The organism is Saccharothrix australiensis, assembly GCF_003634935.1.
In the GTDB taxonomy this organism is placed as follows: Bacteria; Actinomycetota; Actinomycetes; order Mycobacteriales; family Pseudonocardiaceae; genus Actinosynnema; species Actinosynnema australiense.
Genome location: NZ_RBXO01000001.1, coordinates 3715260 through 3730746, shown reverse-complemented (window position 1 = coordinate 3730746; position 15487 = coordinate 3715260). Strand labels below are relative to the sequence as shown.

General features: G+C 74.7%; 12 protein-coding genes, 2 pseudogenes and 1 riboswitch. Of the genes and pseudogenes, 10 read left to right on the top strand and 4 right to left on the bottom strand.

Annotation, left to right across the window (positions count from 1 at the left end):
• The first annotated feature begins 1 nt into the window (after window position 1).
• Both C8E97_RS16170 and C8E97_RS16165 read left to right on the top strand, forming a co-directional pair.
• Window positions 2-946: an ABC transporter permease gene (locus tag C8E97_RS16170; RefSeq protein WP_121006400.1), complete on the top strand. Its 945-nt coding sequence runs from the start codon at window positions 2-4 to the stop codon at window positions 944-946.
• Window positions 947-951: 5 nt separating this feature from the next.
• Window positions 952-1788, top strand: a complete 837-nt coding sequence (locus C8E97_RS16165; RefSeq protein ID WP_246018922.1) for an ABC transporter permease — start codon at window positions 952-954, stop codon at window positions 1786-1788.
• A 200-nt stretch (window positions 1789-1988) separates the two neighbouring features.
• Here C8E97_RS16165 and C8E97_RS16160 read toward each other — a convergent pair whose 3' ends face one another.
• The 3 genes from C8E97_RS16160 to C8E97_RS16150 are packed head-to-tail and all read right to left on the bottom strand — an operon-like array spanning window position 1989 to window position 4197.
• Complete coding sequence (locus tag C8E97_RS16160; RefSeq protein WP_121006395.1) at window positions 1989-2561, bottom strand: TetR/AcrR family transcriptional regulator; 573 nt, start codon at window positions 2559-2561, stop codon at window positions 1989-1991.
• A 9-nt stretch (window positions 2562-2570) separates the two neighbouring features.
• The gene (locus C8E97_RS16155) at window positions 2571-3959 is read right to left on the bottom strand and encodes an amidase (RefSeq protein ID WP_121006393.1); all 1389 of its coding nucleotides are present in this window, start codon (window positions 3957-3959) and stop codon (window positions 2571-2573) included.
• The gene (locus tag C8E97_RS16150) at window positions 3946-4197 is read right to left on the bottom strand and encodes a hypothetical protein (protein WP_121006391.1); all 252 of its coding nucleotides are present in this window, start codon (window positions 4195-4197) and stop codon (window positions 3946-3948) included. The genes C8E97_RS16155 and C8E97_RS16150 overlap by 14 nt, the downstream gene beginning before the upstream one ends.
• Before the next feature lie 109 nt (window positions 4198-4306).
• Between C8E97_RS16150 and C8E97_RS16145 the strand changes: the two genes are divergently transcribed.
• From C8E97_RS16145 to C8E97_RS16110, 8 genes and pseudogenes are all read left to right on the top strand, one after another.
• Complete coding sequence (locus tag C8E97_RS16145; RefSeq protein WP_121006389.1) at window positions 4307-5200, top strand: MBL fold metallo-hydrolase; 894 nt, start codon at window positions 4307-4309, stop codon at window positions 5198-5200.
• Window positions 5201-5284: 84 nt separating this feature from the next.
• A riboswitch (cobalamin riboswitch) is annotated at window positions 5285-5469 on the top strand.
• Window positions 5470-5586, top strand: a pseudogene (locus tag C8E97_RS36825) (hypothetical protein); the annotation flags it as partial.
• Window positions 5579-5740: pseudogene (locus C8E97_RS36070) on the top strand (ribonucleotide-diphosphate reductase subunit beta); the annotation flags it as partial. The pseudogenes C8E97_RS36825 and C8E97_RS36070, both read left to right, overlap by 8 nt.
• A gap of 310 nt (window positions 5741-6050) precedes the next feature.
• Complete coding sequence (locus C8E97_RS16130; RefSeq protein WP_121006387.1) at window positions 6051-7181, top strand: oxygenase MpaB family protein; 1131 nt, start codon at window positions 6051-6053, stop codon at window positions 7179-7181.
• A gap of 133 nt (window positions 7182-7314) precedes the next feature.
• The gene (locus tag C8E97_RS16125; protein WP_121006385.1) at window positions 7315-8256 is read left to right on the top strand and encodes a Leg1-related protein; all 942 of its coding nucleotides are present in this window, start codon (window positions 7315-7317) and stop codon (window positions 8254-8256) included.
• A gap of 440 nt (window positions 8257-8696) precedes the next feature.
• Window positions 8697-10091, top strand: coding sequence for an NsdA family TPR-like regulatory protein (locus tag C8E97_RS16120; RefSeq protein WP_121006383.1), 1395 nt, complete (start codon window positions 8697-8699; stop codon window positions 10089-10091).
• 193 nt (window positions 10092-10284) lie between these two features.
• On the top strand, window positions 10285-10965 hold the full coding sequence (locus tag C8E97_RS16115) for a hypothetical protein (RefSeq protein ID WP_121006381.1): 681 nt from the start codon (window positions 10285-10287) through the stop codon (window positions 10963-10965).
• Window positions 10966-11020: 55 nt separating this feature from the next.
• Complete coding sequence (locus tag C8E97_RS16110) at window positions 11021-14002, top strand: amidohydrolase family protein (protein WP_121006379.1); 2982 nt, start codon at window positions 11021-11023, stop codon at window positions 14000-14002.
• 197 nt (window positions 14003-14199) lie between these two features.
• Here the strand turns inward: C8E97_RS16110 and C8E97_RS16105 are convergent, their stop codons facing one another.
• Window positions 14200-15351, bottom strand: a complete 1152-nt coding sequence (locus tag C8E97_RS16105) for a histidine decarboxylase (RefSeq protein ID WP_121006377.1) — start codon at window positions 15349-15351, stop codon at window positions 14200-14202.
• Window positions 15352-15487: the final 136 nt, after the last annotated feature.

Below are 15487 nucleotides of genomic sequence, written 5' to 3'. Positions count from 1 at the left end.
GGTGGCCGCCGTCGTCCTGCGCCGGTTGCGCGACCTGGTGGTGGTGCTGCTGGTGGTCGGCACCGCGTTGTTCTTCCTGCTGCGGTCCATTCCGGGCGACCCGGCCCGGGTGCTGCTCGGCGCGAAGGCGAGCCCCGAGCAGCTCGACCGGCTGCGCCGCGACCTGGGGCTGACCGGACCGCCGCACGAGCAGTACCTGCACTGGCTGGGCAACGTGCTGACCGGCGACTTCGGCACCTCGATCAAGTATGGGCTGCCGGTGCCCCGGATGGTTTTGGACCACGTCGGCCCGACCCTGACCCTCGCCGTCCTCGCCACCGCGATCAGCCTCGTGCTCACCGTGCTGGTCGTCGGCTGGGTCACCACGTCACCGCGCAGCCGGGTGGCCCGGCTCGTCAACCGGGTCGCCCAGTTCGGGCTCGCGCTGCCCGAGTTCTGGTTGGCGCTGCTGGCGATCTACCTGTTCGCGCTGACCCTCGGCTGGTTCCCGACCAGCGGCTACGCGCCGCTGACCGCCGAACCGGCCACCGCGGTGGCGCGGCTGGCGCTGCCGGTGGCGGTGCTGGTGGTCGGCCAGACCGCGTTCCTCACCATCACCGCGCACGAGAGCGTGCTCGGCGAGCTGTCCCAGCCCTACCTGCGCACCGCGCGGGCCAAGGGCGTCCCGGAGCGGCGCGTCCTGCTGCGGCACGTGCTGCCCAACGCGATGCCGCCGGTGCTCACCACGGCCGGGCTGAACTTCGCGTCCCTGGTCGGCGGTGTGGTGGTGGTCGAGAGCATCTTCGTCATACCCGGCCTCGGGACCATGCTGCTCGGCGCGGTGTACGCGCGGGACTTCCCGCTCATCCAAGGGGGTGTCATGTTCATCGCGGTGCTGTTCGTGCTGGTGAACCTCCTGGTGGACCTCGTCCACGCGCTGGTCGACCCGCGCGTCCGGGTGCCGTGACCGGGGTGGGTGCCAGCAGGTCCGCCGTGCGCCGCCACCGCGCGCTGGTGGTGTCGTGCGGGCTGCTGCTGGTGTTGACGGCGCTGGTGCTGGCGCTGCCGCCGGTGCTGCCCGACCCGAACGCGCCCGAGCCGGCGCTGCGCCTGCTGCCGCCGTCGGCGGAGCACCCGATGGGCACCGACAAGTACGGCCGCGACCTGTTCGCCCGGTGGGCGTCGGCCGGTCGGGTGTCGATCGGGATGACGGTGCTGATCACGTCGTGCGCGGCCGGGCTGGGCACGTTCATCGGGTTGGTCGCGGGCTACTTCCCCCGTGCGGGCGCGGTGGTCATGCGCGTGGTGGACGCGTGGATCGCGTTCCCGTCCATCATCCTGGCGATCGTGTTCGCGGTGGTGGTCGGGCCGGGCCCGGTGAGCGAACTGCTCGCCGTGACGATCATCTTCACCCCCTACACGGCCCGCGTCATCCGCAGCCGCGTGCTGGGGCTCACCACGCGGACCTTCGTGCGGGCGGCGCGGGTGTCCGGGATGAGTTCGTGGAAGACGCTGGCCGTGCACGTGCTGCCGCACACCCTGCCGCTCGCCCTCGTGCAGTGCGTGCTGCTGTCGGCGGGCGCGATGCTCATCGACGGCTCCCTGAGCTTCCTCGGCCTCGGCATCTCGCCGCCCACGGCGACGTGGGGCAACATGGTCTCCGACGGCCGGACCTACCTCCAGGACCACCCGACGATGGTGCTGTTCCCCGGTCTGAGCATCGCCCTGTTCGTGTTCCTGCTCAACGTCGCGGGTTCGGGGCTGTGTTGGATTGCCGCTGCTCCGCAGACGGCGGCTCGGCGGTGTTGAATGGCCGCTGCTCCGCAGACGGCGGCTCGGCGGTGTTGAATGGCCGCTGCTCCGCAGACGGCGGCTCGGCCGCCTGGAAGTCGGCTCGTCGCGCCTGATTTCCCGCCGATCGAAAAGCGTGATCGGCGGGAAATGAGGCGCGACGAGCCGACGCGGCCTCGCGTGGGGTCATGGGGTGGTGCGTCCACAGTGGATTAAGGTCACGGTGTCGTCGTGAAGTGGTCCAGGAGGTCGGTTACCAGTTCGCGGGCGTACCGCGGGTCCAGTAGACCCGGACGGAAGAGGATGCGGTACATCATCGGCGCGACGAGGTGGTCCAGCACGGTGTCGGTGCCCGGTGCCGGTTCGCCGCGCCCCGCCGCGCGGGCGAGGATGGTCTCGACCTGCTCGACGGCGTAGGCGGAGCACCGACCGGCGTTGTCCCCGTCGGGGTCTCCCGCGAGGGCGTCGCGGATGTGGGCCCGGCCGGGCGGTGAGGACATCTCCTCCAGGAACGCGACGGCCCAGTGCTCCAGGTCCGCGCGCAGGCTCCCGAGGTCGTCCGGCGGCGTCTCGGGGCGCAGCCGCTGCACCGCGACGTCCGCCAGCAGTTCCCGGAGGTCGCCCCAGCGGCGGTAGATGGTGGACGGGGTGACACCCGCGCGCGCGGCGATCCGGGGCACGGTGAGGTCGTCACGGCCCTGCTCGGCCTCCAGTTCGCGCACCGCCTCGTGCACCGACCGCTGCACGCGCGCGCTGCGCCCTCCGGGACGGGTCGACGGCTTGCCGCTCACCGTGCCACCTCACCGCGGAACACGAGCCGGGCCCTCCTCCGAGGTGGCCTCGTAGGCCCGGCCGACGCGCAGCAGGGTGGCCTCGCCGAGCGGCCTGCCGATCAACTGCATCCCGATGGGCAGCCCGTCGCCGTCCACGCCGACGGGCAGGGACAGCGCGGGCGCGCCGACGATGTTCGCCGGCGAGGACAGCCGGACGTAGGTGTCCGGCACGCCCTCCACGGTGCCGTCCGGCCACTCCACCGCCCGCTGGTCGCGGTGGACGGCGGTGGAGGTCACGGTCGGCGCGGCGATGAGGTCGACCGCGTCGAACAGGCGCGCCCACTCCTGCCTCATGAGGGTGCGGGCCCGCTGCGCGCGCAGGTAGTCGCCGACGTGCAGGAGTTCGCCCGCCTGGAGCAGGGCGCGGACGTCCGGGCCGTACAGCTCGGGCGTCGAGCGCAGCGCTCGCTCGTGGTAGGCGGTGGCTTCCGGCACCATGAGCCCCCAGTGGGTGGCCTGGATGTACCGGGCCAGCGGGATGTCCACCTCGACCGGTCGCGCGCCGAGTTCGACCAGCCGCGCCGTCGCCCGGACGACCGCGTCGGCCACCTCGGGCGCGACCCGTTCGAAGTAGTGGTTGCGCGGGACGCCCACGCGCAGGCCGGACAGGTCGTCGTGCGCGCCGTCGTCCGGCGGGACCGGGACGTCCAGCGAGGCCGGGTCGCGCGGGTCGTGCCCCACGAGCGCGGCGAGCACGAGCCCGGCGTCCTCGACGGTGCGGGTGATGGGCCCGACGTGGTCCAGGGACCACGACAGGGACGTCACGCCGTGCCGGGAGACGAGGCCGTAGGTGGGTTTGAGGCCCACCACCCCGTTGAGCGCGGCCGGCACCCGGATGGAGCCGCCGGTGTCCGTGCCGAGGGCGAAGGTCGCCAGGCCGGCGGCGACCGCCACCCCCGAGCCGCCGCTCGACCCGCCCGCCACCCGGTCCGGGTTCCGGGCGTTCCTGGTCTGCGGCGTGGTGAGGCCGTAGGCGAACTCGTGCGTGTGGGTCTTGCCGACCAGGATCGCGCCCGCGTCCGCGAGCTTCGCCGCGACCGCGCTGTCGTGGGTGGCGACGTGCCCGTCGCGTACCCGGGAACTGGCCGTGGTCGGCATGCCCGCGACGTCGATGAGGTCCTTGAGGGCCATCGGGATGCCATGCAGAGGACCGCGACGCCGGCCGGCCGCGATGTCGCGCTCCGCCTGCTCCGCCGCGCGGAGCGCCGCGTCCGCGACGACCACGACGTAAGCGCCGAGACGCCCGTCCACCGCCTCGATCCGCCCCAGGGTCGAGCGGGTCAGCTCCACCGGCGAGAGCTGCCCGCCGGCGATCGCGTCCGCCGCGGCGGCGAGGGTCAGCTCATGCGGTTCCATCGGGTCCCTCCTCAGCGGCGGGCGACACGGCGGCGGGCGACACGGCGCGGTACGCGAAGGCCGGTGCGGTCTCGCCGAAGTCGAGCTCGCGCAGCAGGCCGACGACCCGCCGGATGTGGTTCGCCGTCTTGGCGACCTCGTCCAGCCCGTCGATCGGCGCGGGGAGACCGGCCCGCAGCGCCCACTTGGCGGTGTCCTCCGGCGTGTCCTCTTCGGGGTCTGCTCCTGCGGCGCTCATGCGCACCACCTCCCACGGCTCCGAGCAAACGCACAATGTTTGCGTTAGTGGACCGTAGCGCATAGGGTCCGTTAACGCAAAGAGATTGCTTTAGTGTTCGGAGGACGCCTTGCACCCCACCGCACCGACCTGGACCGCGGGCCGCCTGCTCGTGCACCGCGTCGACGAGGTCGCGTTCCCCGCGCACACCGGTCGGTGGCTCCTGCCCGCCGCCACGCCCAAGGTGGTGGACCGGGCACCGTGGCTGCGACCGGACTTCGCCGCGCCGGACGGCGCGCTGCGCCTCGCCAGCCACACGTTCGCCGTCGAGGCCGACGGCCTGCGCGTCCTGGTCGACACCGGCGTCGGCAACGGCAAGACCCGCGCCAACCCGGCCTGGCACGACCTGGACACCGACTACCTCGACCGGCTCGCGGCGGCCGGCTTCGCGCCCGAGAGCGTCGACCTGGTCGTCCTGACCCACCTGCACACCGACCACGTCGGCTGGAACACCCGGCGCGACGGCGACGCGTGGGTGCCCACCTTCCCCCGCGCCCGCTACGTGACCTCCCGCGCCGAGTGGGAGCACTGGGCCGCCGCGGACATGGAGCCCGCCCGGCGGCAGATGTTCCGGGACTCGGTCCTGCCGGTCCGCGACGCGGGGCTGCTCGACCCGGTCGACGTGCCCGAGGGCGGCGCGGAGGTGGCGCCCGGCATCCGGCTCCTGCCCACGCCGGGGCACACGCCCGGCCACGTCGCGGTCGAACTCCGCGACGGTGACCGGTCGGTGGTCATCACCGGCGACGCCGTCCACCACCCCGTGCAGCTGCCGCGCCCGGACATCACCAGCTGCGTGGACGTCGACCCCGCCCTGGCCGTCCGCAGCCGCCGCGCGCTGCTCGCCTCGGCCGCCGGCACCGACACCCTGCTGCTGGGCAGCCACTTCCCCGCGCCGACCGCCGGCCTGGTGGTCACCGACGGCGACGGGCACCGCCTCGTCACCGCGCACCGCGTCGCGCCGTAGGTCGGCCGGGGCCGCGTCGGGCGGTCCTGCACGGCGACACGACACGCGTTCATGTGGGAGTGTGTTGCGGAACGATCTACAACATGCAGTGTTCCCGCCGTCGATGGCTCCGACGCCCCCAGGGGCGGAGGAGGAAAGAGGGAACCCGGTGCGAATCCGGGACTGCCCCGCAGCGGTGAGTGGAAACGACCGCCGTCACACAGCCCGCTGGAGGCGTGCGCCTCCGGGAGGCGACGGCCACCAGGTCCGGTCGACAGCCGGGTGTCCACGACGCGGCCCGGCTGGAGCGCACCGTCACCACCGCCGTGCGGATGCTCGACAACGTCATCGACATCAACTTCCACACCGTCCCCGAGGCGCGGCGGTCCAACCTGCGGCACCGGCCGCCGCTGCGCCCAACTGGGCCTCGCCCCGGTCTTCGGCACCGCCGACAACCCGTTCCCGTGGCTGTCCGAGGCCATCGACCTGAAGGAGGAGAAGAACTTCTTCGAGACCCGCGTCACCGAGTACGCCCGCGGTTCCACGCTCGACCGGGACTGATGCGAGGGGGCCGGGGCACGCGACGCGCCCCGGCCCGTTCGTCGGCGACCAGGACAGCGACTTCGGCCAGGGGCACGCCGAGAAGGACGTCCACCTGCCCGACCCGGTGCACCGCACGTCCTGACCGGCCCGATGCCCTGGCACAACGCGGCTCCGACCGCCGGCCGGGCCGCACGACCCGGTCAGCGGCCGGGATCCGCGGAAAGCGCACTGTGCGTGTGCCCCACCCGGCGCGCGTCACCGGATCGTGTTCTGGTGTCCGGGGTGGGACGGGGAGTGGACTGGGTGTCCCTGCCGCGGAGGAGGCGTGATGATCGACATCGCAGCGGTGGAAGCCCTGAAGTTCCAGGGCGACCCGCTCGCCGACGCGGTGGTCGCCGACCTGGTGGCCACCGGCCGGGTCGAGGAGGTCAACCGGGTGCTGGAGCACTTCCGCGCCAACGACCAGCCGATCCCCGAGCAGCTGCCCACCGCGGTGCGGGAGTTCCTGGTGGCCACGGACGACCCGCCCGCGTGGGCGGACCTGGACCGCGTGGCGCGGGCCTACGAGTTCTTCGTCGACGACGGCGTGCACGTCGCTTCGGTGCTCACCTTCGGCGCGATGGTGAACTGCTACGCCCACGCGCGCGCCTCTCGGGCGCTGACCCTCACGCACGGGCTCAACCAACCCCACCGGCGGTTGTCGGAGACCTCGCAGTTCGTCCTGCACATGATGGGTCGCGACGCGTTCGGCACGGGCGGGTCGTTCGTGCCCAGCATCCAGAAGACGCGGCTCATCCACGCCGCCGTCCGCCACTTCCTCACCGCCTCGGGCCGGTGGGACGTCGCCGCCGACGGCGTCCCGGTCTGCCAGCAGGACATGGTCGGCGCGCTGCTCATCTTCTCCGTGCAGGTGATCGAGGGCATGCGGCGCATCGGCATCTCCGTCACCGAGCAGGAGGCCGCCGACTACTACTACGTCTGGCGCGTCACCGGTGCCATGCTCGGCATCCCGGTCGACGCCCTGCCCGAGACCGTCGACGAGGCCCGTGAGCTCAGCGCCACCCTGGTCGAGGCGGCCTACGGCCCCTCGCCCGAAGGCGTGACGCTGACCCGCAACCTGCTGGCGCTGTACGAGAAGCTGTTCCCCGGCAAGCTCTTCGACGGCGTCGTCGCCGCCATGATCCGCCAGGTCGTCGACCCGGCCGTCGCCGACTGGATGGAGGTGCCGCGCTCACGCGGTTGGGCCGGTGTCGTGCGCGCGGGCACCCGCGTGGTCCGGGCGCTGGAGCGGTCCGAGGACAACAGCGCCCTCGCCGCCGCCGTGCTGGACAAGGCGGGCGCGCTGCTGCTCGGCGGCAGCGTCCGCACCCTGATCAACGGCCAGTCCACCACCCTGGACATCCCGGCGGACCTGCGCGAGCGGTGGACCGCCGCGGGCACGTGCCCGGTCCGACCCTGACCCGAACCGGTCTGACGACCGCGGCCCGCGCGCCGCAGGGCCCTCCGGTGCGGCAGGGGCAGGCCCGACGGGCAGCCGCGCCCGACCGAGCCCCGGTGGACACCGGCCGACACCCATGCGGAGGATCCCGGTCATGGCCCACCCCGAGGAGCTGGCCACCCTGGACCTGTACCCGGTCTGGACGACGGCGGAGGACCCGGAGGGCACGTTCGACCCGTTCCGCTTCGAGCAGCGGGTCGCCGCCTACCGGCTGCTGCTCCACCGCACCAACCCGGCGGACCGGTTCGGCGTCGACAACCGGCACAACCCGTTGTGGGGCCTGCTGTTCCAGCTCCAGTGGCAGTTCCGCACCGGCCGGCTCGGCGCGGGTGCGCGACGGGACGGCCGGATCGACCCGGACTCGCCGTGGGGTTACGGCAACTACACGCTCAGCGCGATCCCGTGGCTGGCGGCCGGCCTCGCCGGGGTCGCGCCCGCCCTGCCGGTCGCCGACCCGCCGGCCCGCACCCGGTTCCGGTACGTGGTGCGCGGTGTCGTGCCGGCGGAGCTCGCCGGCGCGGTGGCCGACTGGCGGGACTACTTCGCCCTCGTGGGCGGGAGCGGGCCGGTGGAGCCGGAACCGGCGCGCCGCGCCCTGTGGAAAGCGCACAAGGCGAGCCTGGACGTGGTGGTCGCCGCGATCGCCGACGTCGACGCCGCGCCCTGGCCCGAGCTGGAGGTCGCGTTCCTGCGCGGCTGGTGCCGGATGGTCGACTACCTGTGGGCGGCGGCCTGGCCGACCGACTTCGGCTTCATGACCGCGCACGGCCTCGACGTGCTGCCCGAGTCGCTGCTCACCACGCCCGAGGACGTGCGCGCGCTGCCGGCCAAGGCGCGCGGCAACGTCGTCAACGTCCTGCGCCTCGCGAGCACCCCGAAGTGGCGTTACGACCTCAACCTGGCGCTGTGGAGGCGGATCATGCGCACCAGCGAGGCCCGCGACCAGGTGCTGCCGCTGCTCGACGCGGTGTTCAACCGGCGACCGGACAACGCCGCCGCGCGGCGCAGGCTGCTCGGCTACCTGCTACGCCCCTGATCACACCGGGCCCCTGATCACACCGGTCCGGTCATCCGGCGGCGCGGTCACCCACGCCGGCCGGCGTGGCGGTGCTTTGTTGTTGAAAGTGTTGCACGGCCCGCCCCCCGGCGTCCGGCCGGAGTGCGCGCCGAACCCGCACAGCACGTAGCCGCGGCCCGCCCGGACTCGTGTGTTCGCACCGCAAACCCGGCCATCCGGTCACGATCGCGGCGTCACCGCGCACCTCGCGTGCACGGCCACCGGCCGATCGCGCCGACCGGCTCGCCACGGGCACGACCGCCTCACCCCGGCGGGCGTTGGCGGGAACCCCTTCGGGTCACTTGACTGGGCACGACGCCGCAGACGAGGCGGACCGCCGTCCCGTCGACGTCCCGACCACGGCGCCGGGGCGGTGCCCCCGTCGCGGCCGGTGGCACGCGCCCGACCGGGGAGGAGCTGTGAGACCGCGCAACCGCACGCCCAACGACCTGCTCCGCGCTCTGCTGCGAGAAGCGCGGTGGACCAACCACAGCTTCGCCCTGGCGGTGAACCGCGTGGCCGCGGAAACCGGCGCCAGGCTGCACTACGACCGCACCAGCGTCTCGCACTGGCTGGCGGGCACGCGACCACGGCCACCGGTGCCGGCGTTCGCCGCCGAGGCGTTGTCCCGCCGGCTGCGCCGCCCGGTGCCGCCGGCGGACACCGGTCTGGTGGACCCGGCCGCCGAGGACGCGGTCCAGGACCCGGCGTCCGGCCTCGGGGCGCTGCGCCGCCTGGTGGGGCTCGACCTGGACCCGCGGCGGCGCGCCGCCCTGCGCGACCACCCGTTCCAGGTCGGCTGGTCGGCGGTACCGCCGTGGCGGGAGCGGTCGGGCGGTGCGCGCACCCCGGCGACGGCAGGCGGGCCCGAGTACGGCCCGGTGTCCGCCCTCACCGTCATGACCGCCGCCTTCGCCGCCGCCGACCAGGCGTTCGGCGGCGGGCACGCGCGCTCGGCGCTGGTCGCCTACCTGGCCGACGACGTCCTGGGCCGGCTGCGCCCGGCACCGGCGGGCGACGTCCGCGAGCAGTTGGTCAGCGCCGCCTCCGCCCTGACGTACCTGGTCGGCTTCATGTGCTTCGACGACCTGCACCACCACCTCGCCCAGCACTACTTCCGGACCGCGCTGCACCTGGTCGACGAGGTGGGCGACAGCGTCGGCCACTCCGTGGCGCTGCGCGGCATGAGCGCGCAGGCGTGCTTCCTCGGCCACCACCGCCACGCCGCGCGGCTGGCCGACGCCGCGGTGGACCGCGCGGGCGGGTGCGCGCCGCCCGGCACGCACGCCGTCCTGCTCGGGCAGGCGGCCGTCGCGCACGCCGCGCTCGCCGACCGGCGCGCGGCCCTGGACCGGCTGGCCGCGGCGGAACGACGCCTGGAGCGGGCGGACCACGCGTCGCGGCCACCGGGGTGCACCGACCGCGCCGACGTGGCGCACCTGGCGGGTCAGGCGCTGGCGCTGCTGGGCGAGCACCGGCAGGCCGAGGACGCGCTGCGGGCGTCGCTGCGGCACCGCCCCGAGGCCGAGCGGCGCTCGCGCCTGCTGACCACGCACCAGCTGGCCGAGCTGCACCTGCGCCGGGGCAACCCGGAGCAGGCGTGCCGGATCTGGCAGCACTTCCTCGACGAGTGCTCGTGGGTGTGCTCGGGACGCGTGCGCTGGGCCCTGGATTCCCTGTGGGGACGCCTCCAGCCCTTCCGCGCCAACGCCGTGGTCCACCAGGCGCTGCGGCGGGCGGAGCGGTTGATGGACCGGCCCTCCGCACCGCCCGGTCGGACGCGCGCCGCCACCGCGCCCCGCTCGCGGCGGTGACGCGCTCGCGGCAGCGACTCCCGGCGGTGACGCGCTCCAGGCGGTGACGCGCCCCGAGCGGTGACGCGCTCAGGCGGTGACGCGCCCCGAGCGGTGACGCGGGAACCGGCCGCGTTCAACCGGTTCAACACCACCAGCCGCGCGGAAGCCTGTCACGCCCGCGCCCGGAGGCGTTGACTCGGAGGCGGAAGTCGTGGGCCGCGAGGCCGACCGGGAGAGGGTGCGCATGGACGCCGGGACGATCGTCAACCGGTACGAGATCCCCGTACGCAGGCACGTGGAGGACAACGAGTTCATCGCCGCGGCGCGCGGTGGCCGGCTGGACGCGAAGCAGGTGCACCGCTTGCTGCTGCTGGAGTTCCAGACCCAGGAGGTGGAGTTCAGCGCCTACCCGCTGCTGTCGGTCCGCTTCCGGCACGAGGTGCCCGACGGGCTGTTCCTGTTCGTGGCCGACACGGTGCGCCGAGCGAGGACCTTCCTGGTCAAGGAGGTGGCGCCGGCGCTCGGCCTGGACGTGGACGAGATGCGCCGGGCCCCGCTGTCGCCCGCGCCGAGGCGGACGGCGGAACTGGTGTCCTGGCTGGGCCTACAGGCCGGCGCGGGCGAGGCCGCGATGACCGCGCGGGTGGACTTCGTGCTGTGGACCGCGGCGTGCGGCGCCCTCGTGGACGTGCTCGACGGCGCGGACGTGCCGGCCGAGGTCGTCGCCTACCTCCGGCAGTACGCGGAGGCGCCGCCGGAGGTCGTGGACGGCGCCGTGGAGGTCATCGACTACGCGCTGGCCGCCGGCGAGGACCCCGAGCGGATCCCGCGCAGCGCGCCGCACATGGACACCGTGATCGCCGACCTGTGGCACTTCGCCGCCGCCGGTTGAGCACCGCCCGCGAGCACGACACCCGCCGGCCGGACCCGTACCGAGGAGTGCCCAGGTGACCCCCGCCGCCGACCTCCAGGTCGACTTCCCCTTCGACTACGCCGCCCACGTCGCGGGCGGGCGGCGCATCGGCCGCCTGCCGACGAGCGCCCTGGGCACCCGCGTCGCCGTGATCGGCACCGGCGGCAGCGGGCTCGCGGCGGCCTACGAGCTGCTGCGCGTCGGGTGCGTCCCGATCCTGTACGAGGCGGAGCGCGACCCCGCCGGTCCGGGCGGGCGGCGGCTCGGCGGGCGGATGCACTCCCTGCGGCTGGCGCCCGCCGACAGCGCGGTCGTGGAGCTGGGCTGCATGCGCGTACCCGACTCCGCCCGGCTGCTGCTCCAGTACGCCGAGCAGTTCGGCCTGACCTGGCGGCCCTTCCGCGACGAGTACCAGGAGGACGTCACCCCGCGCACCGTCCTCGACGTCGACGGCGTCACCCGCACCGTGCGCGCCATCACCGACCTCTACCCCCACGACGAGCTGTTCCGGCAAGCGCACACCGCGTGGCTGGCCGCGCTGGAGCGCATCGGCTTGGCGGACCTCCAGCGGGCCGTGGCCGACCGCGACCTGGCGGCCGTGCGACGGCGGTGGGCCGGCCTGCTCGACCGCTACGAGCGCTGGACGTTCCACCGCTTCCTGCTCGACCCCGAGGGCGCCGGCCTGACCTGGGACCAGGCCCGCCTGCTGGGCACCGCGGGTGTCGGCACCGCCGCCTGGGACTGCTTCTTCGAGCTGGGGTTCCTGGAGGTCCTGCGCCTGCTGCTGGCCACCGAGGGCGCGGACGTGCTGCACATGGGCAAGGGCATCAGCGCGCTGGCCCGCGCGTTCTGGACCCGGCGCACCAGCGCGCCCGACGGCCGGTTCACCAGCCTGTCCGCGGTCAACGACGGCGCGCCGCGCCCGGCGGTCACCGCCCTGGAGGTGGGGGCGGACAGCGCCGAGGGCGTCGTCGTCCACGACGAGGACGGCGGCGCGGACCGGTTCCCCGCCGTGATCTTCACCCCGCAGCTGCACGTGCTGGAGAGCGCGGTGCGCGTCGGCCCGCTGCGCCCTGGCGGTCCCCCGCCCTTCGGCCCGCGCCTGCTGCGGGCCATCCGCCGGCTCAGCTACTGGCAGTCGGCCAAGACCGCCCTGGTGACCCGGACGCCGTTCTGGGAGGGCACGAGCCTGGACGGCGCGACCCTGACCGACCGGCTGCCGCGCGCCACCTACACGCTGGACTACGGCGAGCCGGTGGAACCGGGCGGCCGGCGCGCGGTCCTGGTGCTCAGCTTCACGTGGGCCGAGGACGCCATGAAGGTCGGCAGCGCCACGCTGGAGGAGCGGGTGGCCGCGTTCACGCGCGAGCTGGGCGAGATCCACCCGGACCTGGCCGAGGAGCTGCGCAGGCAGGTCGCCACCGGCGCCACCTGCACCATCTCCTGGGAGCGCGAGCGCAACTTCCGGGGGCTGTGCCGGTTCTCCCGGCCCGGCGAGTACCCCTACCAGTGGGACCTGTTCTCCCACTTCGTGAAGGACTTCGGCGGCCGGCCCGCCGTGCCGGGCGAGCCGCCCAACCCGCTGTTCCTGGCCGGCGACGACACGGCCTGGTCCACCGGGTGGCTCAACGGCGCCCTGTGCTCGGGGCTCAACGCGGCCTGGGGCGTGCTGCGGTGCCTGGGCGGCACCACGTCGGAGGACAACCCCGGTCCGGGCGACGCCTGGCTGCGGGACGAGTACCGCCCGCTGCCGCCGCCCGGTGACGGAGCCGGGCCGGCGCGCACGCGGCCCGTCACCACCGCGCCCCGCGGCGACGCGCCGGACGAGGTCGTCCTCGCCGCGGACCGCCTGTGGGACGGCGAACGGCTGCACGACGACGCCCGCGTGCTGGTGCGCGGCGGGGTCGTCGAGGCGTTCGGCCACGACGTGCCCACGCCGCCGGGCGCGGTGACCGTGCGCCTGCCGGGGCACACCCTGCTGCCGGGGCTGATCGACTGCCACGTGCACGTGCTGGACGAGTCGCTGAACACCTCCTCCATCGGCGAGCAGACCCTGCGGGCGCTCCCGGCGCTGCGCACCCTGCTCGACGGCGGCTTCACCACGGTGCGCGACCTCGGCAGCGCCGACCACCCCATCACGGTCGACCTGCGCCAGGCGGTCCGGGAGGGGATCGTGACCGGGCCGCGCCTGATCACCGCGCCGAACATCATCTCCGCGCGTGGCGCGCACGGTGACAAGGAGCCGGCGCTCACCACGCGGTTCGGCGTCGAGGTCGGCACCGTGGCCGACGGCGCCGCCGAGGTGGTCGCGCAGGTGCGCCGCCAGGTCCGGGTCGGGGCGGACTGGATCAAGTTCGCCACCAGCGGCGGTTTCTCCTCGCCGGTGGACAGCCCCGCCACGGTGACCTACGCGCAGGCGGAGGTGGACGCCCTGGTCGCCGCGGCCACCGACCTCGGCCTGCGGTGCGCCGCGCACGCGTTCAACGACGAGGCGGTGCGCCGCGCGGTCCGCGCGGGCGTCCGCTCCGTGGAGCACGCCAACATGGCGGGCCCCGACACCTTCGCGCTGCTCGCCGAGCGCGGCACCTACCTGGTGCCGACGCTGCACGTGCTGTTCCACCACCTCGACCGGCTCGACGACGACGAGTTCTGGGCGAGCCGGCCGGGCTTCCTGCGCACCAAGTTCCGGGACCTCGCCGAGCCCATCCACGCGTCGGCCGCGCACCTCGCCGACAGCGACGTGCTGCTCGCCTTCGGCACCGACGCCAGCATGATCCCCTACGACCAGACGTGGCGGGAGTTCACGGCCCTGGCCAGGGTGGGCGTCGACGCCGAGCGGGCGCTGCGGTCGGCCACGTCCGTCGCGGCGGACCTGCTGGAGCGCCCGGAGTTGGGGCGCGTCCGGCACGGCGCGGTCGCCGACCTGGTGGCGGTGCCCGGCAACCCGCTCGACGACCTCGCGGTCATGGGCCGGGTCGACTTCGTGATGCAGGACGGCGTCGTGCGGCGCGGGTGACGGGTCGCGCGGGGGTGCGCCCGCTCCTCCGCCACCGCTCGCGCCGATCCCGCCGCCGCGCCCGATCCCGCTACCACCCGGCCTGCCGCCACACCGGCCCGCTACCACCCGGCCCGCCACCACACCTGGTGCGCCACCGACCGGCCCGCCACCACACCCGGTGCGCTACCGACCGGCCTCCCACCGCAACCGGTGCGCTACCGACCGGCCTGCCGCAGTTCCCGGCACAGCCGGTCCACGTGCTCCTCCGTCACGTGCGGCATGACCACCAGCGCCGCGTGCTCCTCGTCGCGCGGCAGGTGCCAGCGGCGGCAGAACGCCTCCGGCGGCGCGGCGAACCGCACGATCGTCCCGCCCCTGGCCCGGCTCGGGTTCCGGCCTGCCGCGGCCAGCGCGCGCACGGCGTGCGCGGCGACCCGGTGGCAGTGGCGGACCCGCTCGGCGATGCCGCGCCTGCCGAGCCCGCGCAGCGCGTACCAGAGCAGGACCGGCGACACGGCGTCGCGCGACCCGGTGACGGTGTCGTCGTCCGCGCCGACCGCGACGCCCGCCCGCCGGATGGTGGCGACGTCGGCCTCCGGCGCGAGCACCACGGCGCAGGGCATCGGCGCGCCGATCACCTTGTGCCCGCTCAGGGCGACGCTGTCGGCGCCCGACGCGAGGTTCCAGGGGATCGCCTCGTCGCCGAACTCGGCCAGCAGCCCGCCGAACGCGGCGTCGCAGTGCACCCGGCTCCGCTCGACGCCCGCTGCGGCCAGCGCGCGGCGGATGCCGGGCAGGTCGTCGACCGCGCCGCGCCCGGTCGTGCCGATCGTGGCCGTCACCACGGCGGCCCGGCCGGGGTGTCGGGCCAGTTCCCGCGCCAGGGCCGTGAGGTCCATCCTGCCGTCCGCCGCGGTGGCCACCTCGACGTAGGGCACGCGGAGCAGCCCGCCGACCTTCGGCATCGAGTAGTGCGCCTCGGCGGAGGCGTACAGCACGGCGTCGGGGTACCGCTCGCGCGCCACCCACACCGCGAACAGGTTGCCCTCGGTGCCGCCGGTGGTGACGTACCCGGACACGCGGGCCGGGTCGCCACCCGCCAGCCGGGTGAAGAAGTCGAGCACCGCGAGTTCGAACGGCTTGGTGTCGATCCGGTAGTCGGCGGCGGTGCGCGGGTTGCCGAGGTTGTTGCCGTGCACGGCCAGGAAGTCCGCCAGCGGCCGGTGGTCGAAGTCCAGGTTGAACGGCAGCCCGAGCATCCGCTCGCGTTCGCCCCGCATCCGCCGCGCCAGCTCGCGCAGCGGCCCGGCGTCCGGTGGCGCGCCGTCCTCCCCGATGCGGAGCCGTTCCGGGTCGAGCGGTTCCATGACCCCGTCACCTCCGCGGGTGGTGGTGGCAGCGCGAGCAGCGGCGGTCGCGTGACGTCCAGGGTGGCACGGCGGCCGCGGGCGATCGACGGCGGTTCAACACGTTCAACGTCCGGTGCGACACGACGGCCTCGGG